The sequence below is a fragment of the Roseomonas sp. OT10 genome, assembly GCF_020991085.1.
GTDB lineage: Bacteria > Pseudomonadota > Alphaproteobacteria > Acetobacterales > Acetobacteraceae > Roseomonas > Roseomonas cutis.
The window spans coordinates 1,709,023-1,727,080 of the sequence record NZ_CP087719.1; the positions used below are offsets into that span (position 1 = coordinate 1,709,023).

General features: G+C 73.5%; 19 protein-coding genes and 1 pseudogene. 13 read left to right on the forward strand and 7 right to left on the reverse strand.

What is annotated here, in order from left to right; translation table 11 throughout:
* Positions 1 to 8 precede the first annotated feature (8 nt).
* Complete coding sequence (locus LPC08_RS07840) at positions 9 to 944, reverse strand: LysR family transcriptional regulator (protein ID WP_230452143.1); 936 nt, start codon at positions 942 to 944, stop codon at positions 9 to 11.
* 89 nt (positions 945 to 1,033) lie between these two features.
* Here LPC08_RS07840 and LPC08_RS07845 point away from each other — a divergent pair.
* Positions 1,034 to 1,576 (forward strand): annotated as a pseudogene (locus LPC08_RS07845) (sulfatase family protein); the annotation flags it as partial.
* A gap of 168 nt (positions 1,577 to 1,744) precedes the next feature.
* Here the strand turns inward: LPC08_RS07845 and LPC08_RS07850 are convergent.
* Both LPC08_RS07850 and LPC08_RS07855 read right to left on the reverse strand, forming a co-directional pair.
* On the reverse strand, positions 1,745 to 2,449 hold the full coding sequence (locus LPC08_RS07850) for a CBS domain-containing protein (RefSeq protein WP_230452145.1): 705 nt from the start codon (positions 2,447 to 2,449) through the stop codon (positions 1,745 to 1,747).
* A 156-nt stretch (positions 2,450 to 2,605) separates the two neighbouring features.
* A complete protein-coding gene (locus LPC08_RS07855; protein WP_230452146.1) occupies positions 2,606 to 3,844 on the reverse strand; it encodes an MFS transporter in 1,239 nt (412 codons plus the stop codon).
* Positions 3,845 to 3,926: 82 nt separating this feature from the next.
* Here LPC08_RS07855 and LPC08_RS07860 point away from each other — a divergent pair, with 82 nt between their 5' ends.
* Positions 3,927 to 5,120 (forward strand): class I SAM-dependent rRNA methyltransferase, encoded by a 1,194-nt coding sequence (locus LPC08_RS07860; RefSeq protein ID WP_230452147.1) that lies wholly within the window; start codon positions 3,927 to 3,929, stop codon positions 5,118 to 5,120.
* Between the two features lie 6 nt (positions 5,121 to 5,126).
* Here the strand turns inward: LPC08_RS07860 and LPC08_RS07865 are convergent, their stop codons facing one another.
* Positions 5,127 to 6,107, reverse strand: a complete 981-nt coding sequence (locus LPC08_RS07865) for a serine hydrolase (protein WP_230452148.1) — start codon at positions 6,105 to 6,107, stop codon at positions 5,127 to 5,129.
* On the opposite strand from LPC08_RS07865, the gene LPC08_RS07870 reads away from it, so the two are divergent.
* Positions 6,106 to 6,603: a DUF3293 domain-containing protein gene (locus LPC08_RS07870; protein ID WP_230452149.1), complete on the forward strand. Its 498-nt coding sequence runs from the start codon at positions 6,106 to 6,108 to the stop codon at positions 6,601 to 6,603. The genes LPC08_RS07865 and LPC08_RS07870 overlap by 2 nt on opposite strands.
* Before the next feature lie 4 nt (positions 6,604 to 6,607).
* On the opposite strand, the gene LPC08_RS07875 is transcribed toward LPC08_RS07870, so the two are convergent.
* Positions 6,608 to 7,399, reverse strand: a complete 792-nt coding sequence (locus LPC08_RS07875) for a 3-hydroxybutyrate dehydrogenase (RefSeq protein ID WP_230452150.1) — start codon at positions 7,397 to 7,399, stop codon at positions 6,608 to 6,610.
* Between the two features lie 48 nt (positions 7,400 to 7,447).
* Positions 7,448 to 8,857 carry an FAD-dependent oxidoreductase gene (locus LPC08_RS07880; protein ID WP_230452151.1) on the reverse strand — a complete coding sequence of 470 codons (1,410 nt, stop codon included), beginning with the start codon at positions 8,855 to 8,857 and terminating at the stop codon, positions 7,448 to 7,450.
* A gap of 300 nt (positions 8,858 to 9,157) precedes the next feature.
* Between LPC08_RS07880 and rpmH the strand changes: the two genes are divergently transcribed.
* The 6 genes from rpmH (at position 9,158) to argB (ending at position 13,493) form a co-directional block, all read left to right on the forward strand.
* Positions 9,158 to 9,292 carry a 50S ribosomal protein L34 gene (gene rpmH, locus LPC08_RS07885; RefSeq protein WP_211865817.1) on the forward strand — a complete coding sequence of 45 codons (135 nt, stop codon included), beginning with the start codon at positions 9,158 to 9,160 and terminating at the stop codon, positions 9,290 to 9,292.
* 40 nt (positions 9,293 to 9,332) lie between these two features.
* Entirely contained in the window at positions 9,333 to 9,737 is a 405-nt protein-coding gene (gene rnpA, locus LPC08_RS07890; RefSeq protein ID WP_230452152.1) for a ribonuclease P protein component, read from the forward strand.
* Entirely contained in the window at positions 9,734 to 9,985 is a 252-nt protein-coding gene (gene yidD / locus LPC08_RS07895; protein ID WP_230452153.1) for a membrane protein insertion efficiency factor YidD, read from the forward strand. The genes rnpA and yidD overlap by 4 nt, the downstream gene beginning before the upstream one ends.
* A complete protein-coding gene (yidC, locus tag LPC08_RS07900) occupies positions 9,985 to 11,748 on the forward strand; it encodes a membrane protein insertase YidC (RefSeq protein ID WP_230452154.1) in 1,764 nt (587 codons plus the stop codon). Before yidD ends, yidC begins: the two co-directional genes overlap by 1 nt.
* Positions 11,745 to 12,434 carry a ribosome biogenesis GTP-binding protein YihA/YsxC gene (gene yihA / locus LPC08_RS07905; RefSeq protein WP_230452155.1) on the forward strand — a complete coding sequence of 230 codons (690 nt, stop codon included), beginning with the start codon at positions 11,745 to 11,747 and terminating at the stop codon, positions 12,432 to 12,434. The genes yidC and yihA overlap by 4 nt, the downstream gene beginning before the upstream one ends.
* Positions 12,435 to 12,596: 162 nt before the next feature.
* A complete protein-coding gene (gene argB / locus LPC08_RS07910) occupies positions 12,597 to 13,493 on the forward strand; it encodes an acetylglutamate kinase (protein WP_230452156.1) in 897 nt (298 codons plus the stop codon).
* Positions 13,494 to 13,497: 4 nt separating this feature from the next.
* On the opposite strand, the gene LPC08_RS07915 is transcribed toward argB, so the two are convergent.
* Complete coding sequence (locus tag LPC08_RS07915; RefSeq protein ID WP_230452157.1) at positions 13,498 to 14,322, reverse strand: alpha/beta fold hydrolase; 825 nt, start codon at positions 14,320 to 14,322, stop codon at positions 13,498 to 13,500.
* Positions 14,323 to 14,423: 101 nt separating this feature from the next.
* Between LPC08_RS07915 and dapD the strand changes: the two genes are divergently transcribed.
* From dapD to LPC08_RS07935, 4 genes are read left to right on the forward strand one after another with little or no spacing between them, the layout of a single operon-like run.
* Positions 14,424 to 15,260, forward strand: a complete 837-nt coding sequence (gene dapD / locus LPC08_RS07920) for a 2,3,4,5-tetrahydropyridine-2,6-dicarboxylate N-succinyltransferase (RefSeq protein ID WP_230452158.1) — start codon at positions 14,424 to 14,426, stop codon at positions 15,258 to 15,260.
* Between the two features lie 10 nt (positions 15,261 to 15,270).
* On the forward strand, positions 15,271 to 16,380 hold the full coding sequence (dapE, locus tag LPC08_RS07925; RefSeq protein ID WP_230452159.1) for a succinyl-diaminopimelate desuccinylase: 1,110 nt from the start codon (positions 15,271 to 15,273) through the stop codon (positions 16,378 to 16,380).
* Between the two features lie 8 nt (positions 16,381 to 16,388).
* Positions 16,389 to 16,961, forward strand: a complete 573-nt coding sequence (locus LPC08_RS07930) for a hypothetical protein (protein WP_230452160.1) — start codon at positions 16,389 to 16,391, stop codon at positions 16,959 to 16,961.
* A 60-nt stretch (positions 16,962 to 17,021) separates the two neighbouring features.
* Positions 17,022 to 17,285: a hypothetical protein gene (locus tag LPC08_RS07935; RefSeq protein WP_230452161.1), complete on the forward strand. Its 264-nt coding sequence runs from the start codon at positions 17,022 to 17,024 to the stop codon at positions 17,283 to 17,285.
* Positions 17,286 to 18,058 lie beyond the last annotated feature (773 nt).

Below are 18,058 nucleotides of genomic sequence, written 5' to 3' on the forward strand. Positions count from 1 at the left end.
GGCCCCAGTCAGCCGGCCGGCACTCCGTGGCGGTCGGCCAGCCGCTCGCGGTGCCGCAGGACCCCCAGTACCTCCGCCTCCAGCACCTCCGCATAGCGGGAGCGGAGGAGGTCCTGCCCGCGGCTGATGCAGGCGTGCATCCGCGTGCCCGCGTTTAGTGGCCGTACCACCACACGCTCCGAGGCGGCATCCAGCGCCGTGAACTCGTCGAGGATGGCGATGCCGTGGCCGTGCGCGACCAGGCCGATCGCGGCCTCCGTCACGCGGATCACGATGCGGATGTTGGGCGTGCGTCCGATGCCCCGGAAGACGTCGCGCACGATCTCGCCGTGCGGCGTCTCGGGCTCGCCCAGGATCAGCTCCTCCGCCGCGATCTCGGCAGGGTCGATGCGCTCGCGCCCGGCCAGCCGGTGCCCTGCGGGCAGCAGGCAGCACAATCCGCAGGGCCAGATCGCCCGGCATTCGATGGCCGGATGCGCGATCGGGTGGATGGTCAGGAAGCATTCGCCGCGGCCCAGCGCCAGGTAGTCCACCACGTTCGGCAGCGCGACGGTGTCGAAGCGCAGCTCCGCCTCCGGGAAGAGCCGCCGGAATCCGACCAGCGCTGCCGGGACCACCGCGCGGCCGAGGCTCGGCGAGGCGCCGAAGCGAAAGGGCCCGTCGCCATGCCGGGCGATGCGCTGCATCATCTCCTCCAGCGCGTCGAGCTGGTGATGGACGTGCTCGACTCCCTGGAGCAGCGCCCGCGCCTCGCCGGTCGGGATCAACCGCCCCTTCACCGTCTGGAACAGCGCAAAGCCCGCCAGATCCTCCATCCGCCGTAGGATGCGGGTGAGTGAGGGCTGCGACGTGCCCAGTTGCCGCGCCGCGCCGTGCACGGAGCCGGCGTGCATCACCGCGCGGAAGGTCTCCATCTGCTGCGTCGACAGCCGGCGCGGCCGCATGCCTCTCCCCTCCCGCCTGTCTCCGGCCGATGCCTTCAAGGCATTGCTGACGGAAGTCTTGGCATTGGCGGTCCCGGACGGGCCGCGACACGCTCGTGGTCTTCACTAGTGACAACGGCGGCGAGCGCTATTCCAAGATCTGGCCCTTCGTCGGCCGGAAGTGGGACCTGCTGGAGGGCGGTCTGCGCGTGCCGCAGATCGCCTGGTGGCCCGGCCGGATCGCCGCGGGGGTGGTCACGGACCACCTGACCATCACCATGGACCTTACCGCGACCTGCTTCGCGGCGGCCGGCGTCGATCCGCATCCCGATCATCCGCTGGACGGGCAGGACCTGCTGCCGGTGCTGTCGGGCGCGGTCCCTGCCTCCACCGACCGGACGCTCTACTGGCGCATGGCCAACCGTTCGCAGCGTGCCGTGCGCTGCGGCGACCACAAGTACCTGAAGGTCGCCGACCGCGAGTTCCTGTTCGATGTCGCCTGGGACCCGCGCGAGCGCGGCAACCTGGCGACGAAGCGGCCGGACCTCCTCGCCGAGCTGCGGGCACAATGGGAGGCATGGGACGCCACCATGCTGCCCGTCCCGGAGGGCCTGCCGGCACCGATGAAGAATCTCAGCGACATGCTCTGGTAGCCGGCCCGCCGGTCGGGCACGGACCCGTCCGGCGGACTTCTGTGTCGACCTGCGGAAGCAGGAACGCGCGTTTGCAGGCCGGTGCGATCCCGGCCTGGCGCGCGCCTGCTGCGCCAACCCCGGCGGCGGTGCCGGGATTGGCATGGGCAGGATCCGCGCGGTCCGGTCTCAGCGCGCGATGTAGACCGGCGCGGGGTAGGGGCGGCTGTTGTCCTGCACGCCCTTCACCCCCGGCGTCTCCTGCGCCAGCACGGTCACCGCGCGGGCGGTCGCCGGGTCGCGCGACCAGCCGTCGAGCGAGACGATGCCGTCCTGCACCGTCACCGCCAGCGACCAGACATCGCCCCAGGGCTCGCGCCGCAGGCGGTCGAGCAGGTTGCGGCGGATCGCCTCGTCCGACAGGTCGGCGGAGGCGGCGGGGGCCGGCGCGGCGACCAGGGCGCGCAGCAGGTCGGCGCGGCTGACCAGCCCGACCAGCTTGCCGCCCTCCACCACCGGGGCGCGGCGGATGTGCTTCTGCTCCAGCAGGTTCGCCACCTCCTCCACCGGGGTCGTCGGGGCGACGGTGTGCAGGTTGCGCGTCATCACATCCGCCGCCGTCAGCCCGTGCGCCTTGGCGAATCGCTCCGCCTGGACGGAGCGGTTGGCGAAGAGGGCGGCGAACCAGCCCGGGCGCTCCTCCGCCTCGTTGGCGATGCGGCGGATCAGGTCGGCCTCGGAGACCAGCCCCTGCAACACGCCATCGGTGCCCACCACCGGCACCGCGGAGATGTGGCGATCGGCCAGCAGGCTGGCCACCGCCAGGACGGGCGTGTCGGGGGCGACGGTCGTCACCTCGGTGGTCATCAGGTCACGGGCGAGCATGGTGGTCATCGTCTGGATTCCTTCCCTGTTGGTCAGGTCCGGCGAGAATCCCCGCCGGGCCTGGGCTTGCTTCGCACCAGCTAGGCCCCGTGCCGCCGGACGTCCTTGCGCTGGATCATAGGATGGGAAGAGCCGCGCGGGGAAAGCAAGGGCGGGCGGCCCATCCTACCGCCCGCGCCGGAGGACCAGGACCAGCAGCGCGAGGCTGATCGCGGCGAGCTGCGCGGCCGCGAGCATCTGCGGCAGCAGCCAGCTTCCGGACAGGCTGACCGCCGGCGCGAAGAGCGCCGGCCCGGCCACGTAGCCGAGGAAGCACAGCGTCGTGGAGCCGGCGGTCGCCACCCCCACCCGCGCCGGCGGCACCAGCCGCGCGACTTCTGCCTGGAAGATGCCGTTCCAGCTCGCGATCAGGGCGCCGGCCAGGCCGCCCGCCAGCAGCATGGCGGGATAGGGCGTGCCGGCCGGGATCAGGGCAAATCCGGCCGCGGCGGCGGCGGCCACCACCCCCTGCACGCCCAGGTTCAGCAGCCCCGTTCCCGTCCGGTCGGCCAGCCAGCCCAGCAGGATGCGGGCGAAGGCGCCGCAGGTCAGCGCCACGGCGAAGACCGTGCCGGCCTGCACCAGGCTCAGCCCCTGGTGCACCGTCATCCAGGTGACGGAGAAGGCGAAGAAGCAGCCCTGCGACGCGGCCAGCGAGAAGGCCATCAGCGTCAGCGCCGGCAGCAGCGGGTGCAGGCGCAGCGCGGCGAAGGGGGCGGTGACGTTGGCCCGGCTGAACAGCACGGCGGGGCGGATGTCGCGCTCCCTCTCCCGGTCGGCATCCAGCGCCGGGCGCAGGGGTTGCAGCGCCAGGACGGTGAGCCATGCCAGGGCGATGGCCAGCAGCATCGCCGCGCCGCCGCCGGCCCAGCTCGCCACCGGGGCCACGGTCACGCCGCACAGCGCCCCGCCCAGCGGCGCGCCCGCCTGCTTGACCGAGAAGATCAGCGTCCGGTGCCGCGCCGGGGCGGTGGCCATCAGCAGCCGGCTGCCGGCGGGGGTCGTGGGCGCATAGCCGATGCCGATCAGCAGGGCGGAGGCGAGGAGCGCCGCCGTGCTGCCCAGCGCCGCGACGCCAAGGCCCAGCGAGGCGCCCAGCACCCCGGCCTGGAGCGTGCGCAGCGGCCCGAAGCGTTCCAGCAGCGGCGCGCCGAAGACGAAGAACAGCATGGAGCCGAAGGAGGAGAGGGCGGAGAGGTGCCCCACCGTCTCCGGTGGCAGCCCGGCGCGGCCGGTGAGGAGGGGGGCGAGCACGGTCAGGCTCTGCGACAGCAGCGAGGCGACGGTCTGCATCAGCAGGGTGGCCGTCAGCGCCGAGACCCAGGAGACCGGGGGGGAGGGGGCAGACTCGGGAACCGGCGCCATGCCTCCGCTTCGCCACGGGGGCGGGCGGGGCGCAAGGGGCGGCCGGTTCCGCCGCGCGGCGATCCGGCCTAGGAGGCAGGCCATGTCCGCTCCACCGGCCCGCCCGCTGCTCCGCCTCTCCCCCGGCCGCGACCGCCGCGCGCGGGCCGGCCACCCCTGGGTCTTCTCCAACGAGATCGTCATGAACGCCGCGGCGAAGGCGCTGCCGCCGGGCTCGGTGGTGCGGATCGAGGCGGAGGACGGTGCCCGGCTCGGTGCCTTCCACTTCAACCCGCACAGCCTGATCGCCGCCCGCCGCCTGTCGCGCGACCCCGACGCGGCGATCGATGCCGGCTTCTGGCGCGCCCGCATCGCCGAATGCCTGGCGCTGCGCGAGCGGCTGCGCGACGGCCCCTACTACCGCCTCGCCCATGCCGAGGCGGACGGGCTGCCGGGGCTGGTGCTGGACCGCTACGGCGATGTGGTGGCCCTGCAGGCGAACACGGCGGGAATGGAGGCGGCGACGCCCGACATCCTGGCCGCGCTGCTCGGACTGATGCCGCTGCGCGCCGTGCTGGCGCGCAACGATGCGGGGGTGCGGGGGCTGGAGGGGCTGGCACAGGAGGTGAAGCTCCTGCACGGCGAGGACGCGCGCGCCACCATCGAGGAAGGCGGCGTCGCCTTCGCCGTCGATCCGCTGGGCGGGCAGAAGACCGGCTGGTTCTACGACCAGCGCGACAACCGGGCGCGCGTCGCGGCGCTGTCGCGCGGGCGGACGGTGCTGGACGCCTTCTGCCACACCGGCGGCTTCGGCTTGCAGGCCGCGGCGGCGGGGGCGGGGCGGGTGACGCTGCTGGACCGGTCGGAGCACGCCCTGGCGACGGCCGCCGAGACGGCGGCGCGCAACGGCCTCGGCGAGCGGGTGGAATCGCTACGCGGCGAGGCCATGGAGGTGCTGGAGCGGCTGGGGGGCGAGGGGCGGCGCTTCGGCGTGGTGGTCTCCGACCCGCCGGCCTTCGCCAAGTCGCGCAAGGACCATGATTCCGCGCTGCGGGCCTATGCGAAGCTGGCGCGGCTCTCGGCGGCGCTGGTGGAGCCGGGCGGCATCCTCTTCATCGCCTCCTGCTCGCACCATGTCGGCACGGGCGAGTTCGCCGACGCGGTGATCGACGGGCTGTTCCGCGCCCGGCGGGAGGCGCGCATCCTGGGCATCCACGGCGCCGGGCCGGATCATCCGGTGCATCCGATGCTGCCGGAGAGCGCCTACCTCAAGGGCGTGCTGCTGGCCCTGGGCTGAGGCGGGTCAGGCGAGGTCCGTCGCCGCGCGGGTCAGCACCGTCCGCAGCGCCCCGCCCAGCCGCGCGATCACCCCCGGCGCGCTGTCGACCTCACCCGGCCAGTTGGCGCCGGCGAAGAAGGCCGCGCGCACCGGGCCGGCCACCATCTGGCCAGCGACGGCCACGGCCTGGGCGCCGTTCCAGTCGATGCTGCCGCCCTTGCCATAGGCCATGACATCGGGCGGCGCGACAAGCGGCATGGCGTCGGCCATGGCGCTGATGCGCCTGAACTCGGCCAGCGCGGCGGGCGTGGCGAACACCTCCCCGCCCAGGGCGCGAGCGTACCAGCTGCAAAGGTCGCGCGCCGTGCTGACCATGGTCTGGTCCGGGTTGGCCGGGGCGCGCAGCGGGCCGGGCGGCTGGCCCTGCACGGCGCGGTTGATCCCCTTCCAGCCGAGGTCGCTTCCGGGCGGCGCCCCGGCGAGGATGGAGAACATGATCCGCGTGGAATCGGGAATCCGGGTGCCGGCCAGCCCCATCCGCGCGATCAGCGCGCGCACCTTGTCCGCGCCGACGCGGTGCAGGGCGATGTCGGTGGCGGTGTTGTCGCTGTGGGCGATCATGGCCTCCAGCACCACCTGCGCCGTGGCGCGGCCGGTCAACTGGCCGAGGACCGGGCTGACCAGGGAGCGCAGCCCGTCATCCACGGCCAGGGGCTCCGCCAGGGACAGGCGCCCGGCCTCGACCTCCAGAAGCCAGGCGCCCAGGATGAGGGTCTTGATGCAGCTTCCGACGAAGATCGGCGCCTCCTCCCGGTGCGTGACGGTGAGGGGACCCTTCGGACCGCTCGCCGCCACCAGCAGGGCGGTTTCGCCCGGCAGGGCGGCGAAGCTCCGCACCGCCTCGGCAACGGTCGCGTCCAGGACCGCCGGGCTCGCGGCGGGCTGGGCCAGGGCGGCGGCAGGCGTGCCGGCGGCCAGCAGCAGGGGGAGGTGACGGCGGCGCATGGCGGAAGATCCGGTCGATACGGATTCGGTACGATGGCGGGCGGACCGGGGCGGCGCAAGCGGCCGCGCGCCGGAAGCACGGCAGGGCGCCGGCGCGGCCCGCTCCGCGGGCGGGCTTGGCCTGGCCTATCGCCGCACGTGCTACGCGGCGGGCGGTGTGGCGACGCGGATCGGCCGGCGCAGCGCGGGGGTGGACGCGCTGCTGCGCCGCTGGCGGGTGCGGGAGGGTGGCTTCGTCACCGCCTGGAACCCGTACAGCCGGCGCATGCCGGGCGGGTGGAACGACCGCATGCTGGTGCGGCTGCGGCAGGCTGCGCGACGGCTGCCCGGCGCGCCGGGAGAGGGTTCGGCGCAGGGCTGGGCGGAGCGGCACTGGCTGCTGGGCGGCGACCCGCGTCGGCTGGCGGCGCTGGGCCGCCGTTTCCGGCAGACGGCCATCGTCGTGGTGCGGGTCGGGCAGCCTGCTCGGCTGGTGTGGTTGCCCGCGCGCGTCTGAGGCCTCAGGCCGTCGTCCAGGCCCCGTCGATGGACAGGCTCGACCCCGTCACCGACCCGCTGTGCGGCCCGGCGAGGTAGAGCGCGCCCTGCGCCACCTCCTCCACTTCGACCCAGCGCTTGCTCGGCTGCCGCTCCAGCAGCACGTCGGTCAGGGCGTGCTCGGCGTCCAGGCCCTTCTCCTTCATGATCGCGTCCACCTGCTTCTCGGCCAGCGGGGTGCGGACGAAGCCCGGGCAGATGGCGTTGCAGGTGACGCCCGTACGCGCCGTCTCCAGCGCCACCACCTTGGTCAGCCCGACGACGCCGTGCTTGGCCGCGACATAGGCCGCCTTGAAGGGCGAGGCGACGAGGCCGTGCGCCGAGGCGATGTTGATGATCCGCCCCCAGCCCGCTTCCTTCATCGGCGGCAGCAGCACCTTGGTGGCGTGGAAGGCGGAGGAGAGGTTGATCGCCAGGATCGCGTCCCACTTCTCCTCGGGGAACTCCTCCACCGGGCTGGTGAACTGGATGCCGGCGTTGTTCACCAGGATGTCCACCCGGCCCAGCGCCTTCTGCGCCTCGCCGCACATCTTGCGGACCTCGCGCGGGTCGGAGAGGTCCGCCGGGGAATAGGGCGCGTCCTCGTTCAGCACCTTGTAGATCTCGGCCCTGGCGTGATCGATCTGCCCCGGCTCGCCCAGCCCGTGGATCATGACCTTGGCGCCGGCCCTGGCGAAGGCGAGGGCGATGCCGAGGCCGATGCCGCTGGTCGAGCCGGTGACGAGGGCGGTACGCCCTTCGAGAATCTTGTCCATGCTGCCTTATCCGCGTCCTGTCTCTCCCGGAGGCTAGACCCGGGAGGCTCAGGGAAGAAGCCGGGCCACCCGCGCGAGTTTCCGGGCCCAGGGGCCGGTCGCGAGCGGGGCATAGAAGCCCGTCGCCGCCTGCCGCGCCGCCTCCGCCTCCGCCAGCGCGGGCAACGGCAGGGTCGCGAGGTCGGAGAGCGACCGGCGCCCGGCCAGGAGCGCGGAGAAGAGCCCGGCCATCCCCTCCGCCCCCGGCCCGGCCACGCCCGCGCCCAGCAACCGGCCGCGCCGGTCGCTCACCAGCTTCACCAGCCCGGCGGAGCAGCCCTCGGCCATCCCGCGCGCCGCATGGGCCAGCGGAAAGCGCTGGGTGCGCGGTTGCAGCCCCCGCGCCTCGGCCTCCGCCTCGGTCAGCCCGGCCTGCACCAGGGCGGGGTCGGTCCGGATCAGGCGTGGCGCCGGGGCAGCCCCGCCCCGCACAGGCAGGCGGAAGAGGAGGGAGCGCAGCAGCAGCCCGACCTGGGTTTCCGCCGTGCCGCGCCCGCCCTCGCCCGGCGCGGCCAGGCTGCCGGCCGCCCAGACCCGGCGGTTGCTGCGCGAGCGGAGGCCGGCATCGACCGCCACGCCGGCCTCGCCGGCCTCGACCCTGCCCGCGGCGAGATCCAGCGGCGTCAGATGCGGCCGCCGGCCCTGCGCGACCAGCAGGTGCGTCCCCGCCACCCGCCGGCCATCGGCCAGGAGCAGGGTGAGGCCGTCCGGGCGCTTCTCCGCGCGGGCGAGGGCGGCATCCTCCAGCAGCGTCACCCCGTCCTGCGCCAGGGCGGCGCGGAGGACCGCCGCGAGCTCCGGGTCCTCGCCGGGTGCCAGAGGCCCGGGCTCGATCACGGTGACGAGGCTGCCCAGGCGGCGATAGGCCTGGGCCAGCGCCAGCCCCTCGGCGCCGCCGCCCAGCACCATGAGGTGGCCGGGCGGATCGGCCAGGTCCAGCAGCTCCGCCGGGGCGAGGGCGGGGGCCTCCGCGATTCCCGGCAGCTCCGGCATGGCCGGCACGCTGCCGGCGGCGAGGAGGCAGCGGCGGAAGCGCCAGATCCGGTCCGCCGCCGCCACGGTGCCGGGGCCGTCGAATCGCGCCGCGGCCGGGACCACCTCCACCCCCAGCCCGCGGACCCGGGCCAGCGAGGCATCCCTCCCATAGGCCAGGGCCGCCTCGGCCATGCGGTCGCGCACCCGGGTCCAGTCGATCGCCAGATCGCCGGCGCGCACCCCGAATCGCCCGCTGTCCCGCACCGCCTGGGCGGCCCGGGCGCAGGCCAGCAGCGCCTGGGCCGGGACCTCCTCCGCCAGGCGCCGCCCGCCCGCCCGGTCACGCTCGAACAGCGTCACCCGCAGCCCCAGCGCGGCGGCCAGGGTCGCGACGGAAAGGCCGGCGGCGCCGGCGCCGATCACGGCGAGGTCGGTATCAGGCATGGGCGCAGCGATATGGGGCGGCGGGCGCCGGGGCAAGGTGCACGCCCGGCCCGCTGCGCCCTGCCGTGGGCGCCTTGCCGTGGGCGGCGCCCTGCGCGGCACCGGGGGCGGCCGTGCGCGGCCCGGGTGCGGCCATCGGTTGACGCGCCGGCGCCGCCCTCCCTATACAGCGGCCACCACGCCGGGCCCCGTCCGGCGTCTCGCCGCGCGTCCGGCATCGAACTCCGGTTCGGACGCAGAAGCGGCGGGCACCATCCCCGGGTCATCCCGCGCAGCAGAGACGTAACGGAGCCACGTGCCGTGAAGCGTACCTATCAGCCCTCCAAGCTCGTCCGGAAGCGCCGGCACGGCTTCCGCGCCCGTCTCGCCACGGTCGGCGGCCGCAAGGTCCTGGCCAACCGTCGCGCCAAGGGCCGGAAGCGCCTGTCGGCCTGACCGGCGGCGCCCAGCCACCCTTCAGGGGTATGCCCCGGTCATGGCCCTGCCGCGCCTGAAGCGGCGGCGCGAGTTCCTGCGCGCCGCCAGGAGCGGCAAGCGGGCCGCGCGACCGGGCGTGGTGGTGCAGGCGCTCCCGGGAACCGACGCCCCCCTGCGGGTCGGCTTCACCGCGACCAAGAAGCTCGGCAACGCCGTCGTCCGCAACCGCACCAAGCGGCGGTTGCGGGCGGCGGCGCATCTGCTGCTGTCCGAGGCGCCGCCGCCGGGCTGGGACCTGGTCCTGATCGGGCGGGAGGATACCGCCCGGCGGGACTTCGCGACCCTGCTGGGCGACCTGCGCGGCGCGCTGCGCCAGGCGGGCGTGCCGCTCGGCAGCCCGGAGGCACGGACGCCGCCGGCGGCTGGGGCGGTGCCCCCGGTCCCCGCGGGGGCTGCGCCATGACCCCCGCCGCGGGTGCCCTGACGGTCGCCGTCCACGCCTACCGCTACGGCGTGCGGCCCATCATCGGCAGCCACTGCCGCTTCCACCCGCATTGCAGCGACTACGCGCTGGAGGCCCTGGCCACCCACGGGGCGGCCCGCGGCACCTGGCTCACGGCGCGCCGCATCCTGCGCTGCCATCCCTGGAACCCCGGCGGCTGGGATCCCGTGCCCCCCACCACCGCGCCCAAGAACGGTCACTCATCCTGATGGACAACAAGCGCCTGCTCATCGCGATCGCCATCTCGATCGCCATCCTGCTGGGCTTCGACCTGCTCAAGCGTCCGGCCGTGGAGCAGCAGCGGCAGGAGCAGCGACAGGCGCAGCAGGCGCCGACCGTGCCGCTGCCGCCCGGCGTGGGCTCTCCGGCCCCGATCCCCGGCAATGCGGAGCCGAACCGCCCGGCGGCGGAGCAGCTGGCCATCGAGACGCCGCGCCTGTCGGGCCACGTCAACCTGCGCGGTGCGCGGCTGGATGACCTGGTGCTGAAGGACTACCGCGAGACGGTGGCCCGGGATTCGCCGCTGGTGCGCATGTTCGCCCCCCGGGGCGAGCCGAGCCCGTACTTCGCCCAGTGGGGCTGGACCGCCGCCGATGGCCGCACCCGCGTGCCGGACGGCGAGACGGACTGGACGCTGCAGGGCGCGGGGCCGCTGGAGGTGGACCGGCCGCTGACCTTGCGCTGGGACAACGGCCAGGGCCAGGTCTTCGAGATCGTCCTCGCGGTGGACCGGAACTTCATGTTCACCGCCGAGCAGCGCGTGATCAACAACGGTGCCGAGCCGGTGCAGGTGCTGCCCTGGACCCGCATCCGCCGCGAGTACACGCCGCACATCGAGGGCTTCTACATCCTGCACGAGGGCTTCGTCGGCGTGCTCGACGGGCGCCTGCAGGAGATGAAGTACAGCGCGGTGAAGGAGGAGGGCGCGCGCAACCAGGGCGTCGGCCTTTCCATGGAATCCGGCGACGGCTGGGCCGGCATCACCGACAAGTACTGGCTGGCCGCCATCGCCCCGGTGAACCAGGCCGGCGCGCCGGGCGCCGATCCGTCCCAGCGCGTGCGCGCCACCTTCCGGCACGTGCCGGAAGGCGGGCAGGACCGCTGGCAGGTGGACGTCTCCGCCCCCGCGCCGCTGACCGCCGCGCCCGGCGCGACGGCGGGCTTCGCCACCCGCGTCTTCGGCGGCGCGAAGGAGGTGCGGACGCTCGACCACTACCGCGACAACCTGCACATCCGCGACTTCGACAAGGCGATCGACTTCGGCTGGTTCTACTTCCTGACCAAGCCGTTCTTCTACGCGCTGGACTGGCTGTACCACCTGTCCGGCAATTTCGGCGTCGCGATCCTGCTCTTCACCGTGGCGCTGAAGGCGGCGTTCTTCCCGCTGGCCAACAAGGCCTACAAGTCCATGGCCCGCATGAAGGCGCTCGCGCCGAAGATGCAGGAGATCAAGGAGCGGACGAAGGACGATCCCGCCAAGGCGCAGCAGGAGATGATGGCGCTCTACAAGTCGGAGAAGGTGAACCCCGCCTCCGGCTGCCTGCCGATCCTGATCCAGATCCCCGTCTTCTTCGCGCTCTACAAGGTGCTGTTCGTCACCATCGAGATGCGGCACGCGCCCTTCTTCGGCTGGATCCGCGACCTCTCGGCGCCCGACCCGACCAACCTGTTCACCCTGTTCGGGCTGATCCCCTGGGACCCGCCGCACATGCTGCACATGCCGGCCTGGGCGATCATCATGGGCATCACCATGTACGTTCAGTACAAGCTGAACCCGACGCCGCCCGACCCGATCCAGGCCAAGCTCTTCGCCTTCATGCCGCTGATCTTCACCTTCATGCTGGCGAGCTTCCCGGCGGGCCTCGTGATCTACTGGTCCTGGAACAACCTGCTCTCCGTGTCGCAGCAGTACTACATCTCCCGCCACGACCGGGCGGAGCGGCGCGGGGCAGGGGTCCCAGCCAAGACATGAGCCCGCTTCCGGCCAAGGGGGAGCTGCTCCGCGGCCCGGAGGACGCGGCGGAACAGGCGGCGGCGCTGGAGCGCGGCCGCCTCCTCTTCGCCAAGCCCTGCCGCTTCGTGCACGCGGCGCAGCAGATCGACGGCCTGCTGGACAGCGACATGCCGGAGATCGCCTTCTGCGGGCGCTCCAACGTCGGCAAGTCGTCGCTGGTCAACGCGCTGACCGGGCAGAACACCCTGGCGCGCGTCTCCAACACCCCAGGCCGCACCCGCCAGCTCAACTTCTTCGAACTGGGGGAGGAGGGCGGGCCGCGGCTGATGCTGGTGGACATGCCGGGCTATGGCTACGCCCAGGCATCGAAGTCGGTGAAGGCGGACTGGCAGGGGCTGATGTTCGACTACCTGCGCGGCCGGCCGAACCTGCGCCGCGTGGTGCTCCTGCTCGATGCCCGGATCGAGACCAAGGATTCCGACCGCGCCGCCATGGACCTGCTGGGCGAGGCCGCCGTGCCCTTCCAGATCGTGCTGACCAAGGCGGACGGCGCCAAGCCGTACTGGCTGCAGAAGCGGCAGGAGGAGGCGGCGGAGCTGGTCCGCAAGCGGACCGCGGCGCATCCGGTGGTGATCACCACCAGCAGCGAGACGGGGGCGGGCATCCCCGAGCTGCGGGCGGAGCTGGCGGCCTTCGCGGCCTGACCGGGTACGGCGCTCTCCCGGCCGGGAGTTTCAGGGCCCGATCCGCCCGCAGGACAATCCCGCCGCCACGGCGGAACGGTTGACCCTGGCGGGGGCTGCCCCTTACAGCCTTTGGACCGCCAGCCCGTAGTGCCGAGGCTCTCGCCCGGTGAACGAGGACGCATGAACGACGACGCGCCCGCGCCCCGCGACCTGCGCATGGAGATCCTCTCCGGCGCGCTGCCCTTCCTCAAGCGCTACGACGACCAGATCGTGGTGGTGAAGTATGGCGGCCACGCCATGGGCGAGGAGGAGACGGCGCTGCGCTTCGGCGCGGACATCGCCCTGCTGGAGCAGGTGGGGATCAACCCCGTCGTCGTGCACGGGGGCGGGCCGCAGATCAACGCCATGCTGAAGAAGCTGGACGTGAAGTCCACCTTCGTGCAGGGGCTGCGCGTCACCGACAGCCAGATGGTCGAGGTGGTGGAGATGGTCCTGGCCGGGACCGTCAACAAGCAGGTCGCGGCTTCCATCACCCGCGCCGGCGCCCTGGCCGTGGGCATCAGCGGCAAGGACGGCAACCTGATCACCGCCCGCAAGGCCACCCGCATCGTGCGCGACCCGGGCAGCCGCATCGAGCAGGTGCTGGACCTGGGCTTCGTCGGCGAGCCGGAGCGGGTGAACACCAAGGTGCTGGAGCTGCTGATCGGCGCGGACATCGTCCCCGTCGTCTCGCCCGTGGGCGTGGGCGAGGACGGCCAGACCTACAACATCAACGCCGATACCGTGGCCGGCGCCGTGGCCGGGGCGCTGAAGGCCTCCCGCCTGCTGATGCTGACGGACGTGCCGGGCGTGCTGGACGCGGAGAAGCGCCTGATCCCGGAGATGACGGTGGCCGAGGTGAAGGCGGGCATCGCCAGCGGCATGATCTCCGGCGGCATGATTCCCAAGGTCGAGACCTGCATGCACGCGGTGGAGCAGGGGGTGAAGGGCGCCGTCATCCTCGATGGCCGCGTGCCGCATGCGGTGCTGGCCGAGCTCTTCACCGATGGCGGCGCGGGCACGCTGATCCGTCCCTGAACGGTCAGGGCAGCGCGTCGAGGAAGCGGGCCAGGATCGCGTTGAACGCCTCCGCCCGCTCGAAATAGGGCGAGTGGCCGCAGCGCGGGACGATCTCCGCGCGCCGCCCGACCCGCTCGCCCAGGGCAACGGCGGCGGCGGGCGGGAAGACGATATCCTCCTCGCCCGCCAGGAACAGGGTGGGCATCGCCAGCCGGGCGACGTCCTCCGGCGGGCGGGTGCGGCCGGCCATCAGCCGCGCGCGCAGCCCCTCCTTGTCCGCCAGCGCGGCGGAATCGTCGACATGGCGGTAGAGCAGGTGCAGCGCCGGTTGCTCCGCCGCGGCGCGGGCGCCCATGGCCGGGTGGATGCCGCGCTCCCGCAGCGCCGCCTGTTCGGCGGCCGCCCGTTCCGGCCAGCCGCCCAGCCCGGCGGCCGCCGTCGGCGCGATGGTGCCGGAGGTGGCGGACATCACCAGGCCGCGCACCCGCTCCGGCGCGGCCAGGGCGACCTCCAGGCAGCTCCAGCCGCCCATGGACTGGCCGACCAGCACCGCTTGGCCGATGCCGAGATGGTCGAGCAGCCCGAGCAGGTCGCCCGCATACTCGCCCGGGTCCGGCGTGCCGGCCGCGTCCGTGGAGGGGTGGAAGCCGCGATGGGCAAAGGTGACCACGGTGCAGCGGTCGGCGAAGGCGGGCACCTGCTGCCACCAGGACAGGTGGCTGCCGCCCAGCCCATGCGCCAGCACCAGGGCCGGGCCGCTGCCCGTGGCTTCCCAGTACAGGCGCGCCCCCGCCCGCTCGTAGCGCCCCTGACGACGGGGCACGCTGCCCGACGCGATTCCCAGCATCCTGTGCCTCTCCGGCCTTCCGCCGTTGACTTGCCGCGGCCTGCGCGCGAGACGGGCCGGAACCTGCGCCGCCCGATGCCTGCGCAATGCCCGAGGGAAGCATGACCGAGACGCTCGCCGCCACCATCGCCGCCCTGTGGGAGCGGCGCGCGGAGCTGACGCCCGAGACCCGGGGCGCCGACCGCGCCGCGGTCGAGGACGCGCTGGGGATGCTGGACATGGGCCGCGCCCGCGTGGCGGAGCCGGACGGGCAGGGCGGCTGGACGGTCAACCAGTGGCTGAAGCAGGCGGTGCTGCTCTCCTTCCGGCTGGAGGAGAACACCAAGCGCGAGTTCGAGGGCGCCGGCGCCTGGGACAAGGTGCCGCTGAAGTGGGCCGACTGGCGCTCCGACCGCTGGCGCGCCGCCGGCTTCCGCGCGGTGCCGGGCGCGATCGCGCGGTATTCCGCCTATATCGGGCCGAACGTGGTGCTGATGCCCTCCTTCGTGAATGTCGGCGCCTATGTCGATTCCGGCACCATGGTCGATACCTGGGCCACCGTCGGCTCCTGCGCGCAGATCGGGAAGAACTGCCACCTTTCGGGCGGCATCGGCATCGGCGGCGTGCTGGAGCCGTTGCAGGCCAACCCGACCATCATCGAGGACGACTGCTTCATCGGCGCCCGCTCCGAGGTGGCGGAGGGGGTGATCGTCGGCCGCGGCTCCGTGCTTTCGATGGGCGTGTTCCTCTCGGGCTCGACCAAGATCGTCGACCGCGCGACGGGCGAGGTCTTCACCGGCAAGGTGCCGCCCTATTCCGTGGTGGTGCCCGGCTCCCTGCCCGGCAAGCCGCTGCCGGACGGCACGCCCGGGCCGTCGCTCTACTGCGCGGTCATCGTGAAGCGGGTGGACCAGCGCACGCGCGAGAAGACCTCGATCAACGACCTGCTGCGCGAGTAGCCGCGCGCCCATGCCCCCCGCCGACCCGCTGCCCCTGGCGCAGGCGCTGATCCGCTGCCGCTCCGTCACCCCCGCCGATGACGGGGCGCTGGCGGCGCTGGAGGCGGCCCTGGCGCCGCTGGGCTTCGCCTGCACCCGGCTGCGCTTCGGCGAGACGGAGAACCTCTTCGCCCGGCGCGGGACGGAGGGGCCGCATCTCTGCCTCGCCGGCCATACGGACGTGGTGCCGCCCGGCGAGGGCTGGCGCCACGACCCCTTCGCCGCGGTGGTGGAGGAGGGGGTGCTGTACGGCCGCGGGGCGGTGGACATGAAGGGCGGCGTGGCCGCCTTCGCCGCCGCCGTGACGGCCCCCCAGGCGCGCGGCAGCCTGTCCTTCCTGATCACCGGCGACGAGGAGGGCGATGCGAAGGACGGCACCGTCCGCGTGCTGGAGTGGATGGCGGCGAACGGCCATACGCCCGACATGGCGCTGGTGGGCGAGCCGACCAGCAAGGCGCGGCTGGGCGACACCATCAAGATCGGCCGGCGGGGCAGCATCACGGCCTATCTGACCGTGTTCGGCACCCAGGGCCACGTCGCCTATCCGGCACGCTGCGACAACCCCGTGCACCGGCTGGTGCGGGTGCTGCACCGGCTGACGGCGGCGCCGCTGGACGAGGGCACCGAGTGGTTCGAGCCCTCCTCGCTCCAGGTCACCACCGTCGATGTCGGCAATCCCACGACGAACCTGGTGCCGGCCGAGGCGAGGGCCACGCTGAACATCCGCTTCAACAACCGGCACAGCGCCGCCAGCCTGGAGCGGTGGATCCGCGACGCGCTGGAGGCGGAGGCGCCGCGGCACGAAGCCCGCTTCTCCTGCTCCGGCGAGGCCTTCCTGACGGAGCCCGGCCCCTTCGTCGAGGCGCTGCAACGCGCGGTGGAGCGCGTGACCGGGCAGGCGGCGACGCTGGACACGGGCGGCGGCACGTCGGACGCGCGCTTCATCACCCGCTACTGCCCCGTGGCGGAGCTGGGGGCGGTGGGCACCACCATGCACCAGCGCGACGAATGCACCCCCGTCGCGGAGCTGCGCGACCTCGCCGCTCTCTACGCCGCCGTCATCGCGGAGTGCCTGGGCTGAGCGGCGCCATGCCGCCGCCGGCCGCGCCGCCCCTGGCCGTGCAGGTCGTCGCCGGGCTGCACGGCGCCTTCCTGCTGGCCCGCGGGCAGGTGCGCGGCCTGGCCTTCATGCAGCTTTCGCCCGAGGGGACGGTGCGCTCCTTCTGGGCGGCGCTGATCTGCCTCCCGGCCTTCCTGGGCCTGCGCCTGCTGGGCGAGGCGGGCGAGAGCACGCCGGATTCGCTGCAGGCCGTGCTGGCGGAGCTGCTGGGCTATGTCATCACCTGGGCGGGCTTCGCCCTGGCCTCGCTCGGCATGGCGGTGCGGCTGGGCCGGGCGGCCCTCTGGCCGCGCTTCATCGCCGCCTGGAACTGGGCCAACGTGGTCCAGTACCTCGTGCTCTCCGTGCTGCTGCTGTTCTCCGGGGAGATCCTGGGCCCCGTCGCGGGACTGCTGGCGGTGGGCTACGCCCTGTGGCTGGAAGGCTTCGTGACCCGCACCGCGTTGCAGATCGGATGGGGCACGGCCGCGGGCTTCGTGGCCTTCGACCTCGCGATCAGCCTGCTCGTCACCGGGGTGGTGCAGTCGATCTCGGGGAGCTGACGGCCACGCTTAACGGAATCCTCAGCATTCCGGCCGATGAAGTGGGCCAGGAGGAGTGTGATGTCCGCCTCGGTGAACCCGTCCGTCATTTCCGCCGCAGTCAATGCGGCCCGTGCCATGCCGGCCGCGCGCGGGGCCGCCCTGGCCGATCCTCCGCCCTCGCTGGTGATGCCGGCGATGAGCCCGGCCCCATCCCTCGATGCCTCGACAGGTCTGGTGGTGCTGACGTTCAGTGCCGCCTTCGGCCGTCCGGAGACCACCCTGCCGACGCCGCGGGAGCTGAGCGCCTATCGGCTGGGCCTGGCCTCGCCCGACCCGGACTGAGGCGGTGCCCCGTCGCGTGGCCTGGTCGGGTCGCCGCCGCCGGGTGGGACGACCAATGGCATGCGGTGGTCCGTGGTGCCGGGCGGCGGCTCCGGCGTAGGGGCGACGATGCCGGGATCGGCATTGGTGCGGGGCAGCGGGCCAGGCGGGATGACCATCGGATCGGTCCGTGTCGTCGTATCCGGCGCGGCAGTCTGTGCGCAGACGGAAACGGCCGACAGCATCGCCGTCAGCACCAAGCCGGCTCGAAGCCATCCGAGGGCCATCGCTACGCTGCCTTCCCGGTCCTGCGCCAGGTAGCGCCCAGGGAGCTGTCGGGGTTGCGGAAGGGCTGCCCTGCTCATACGCGCGGTACGATGCCTTGATCCGTGGCGGCGTGGGGTGCGCCCGGGGCCCCGGGGGCAAGGCTCTGCCTCGCCCCCGATACCCCCACTCCGCCAGGACCCTGCGGGCCCTGGACCCGATCGGCGCTGCCGCGCGGTAGTGGTGACGGGGTCGAGGCGCCGAGGAGCCATGCTCCTCGGCGGGCACGGTGTCCGCGCTCGCTGACGCCCTCTGAAAGCTTCTTCAGAGTTCCGCCTGTCTGCGCTCCGTCAGGGTTCAGCCCGCAGGCTGACGCCTACCGGGTAGGACCAACTCCCAGCGGGGACCGGGGTCCGCTTGTGGCCCCGGCAGGGGAGGGTCCGGGACGGGGATCGACGCACGGCGTCGATGCCGCAGGCCAGCGTCCCCTCCCGGTCCACCGCCGGACCATCACAGCATAACGGGCCACG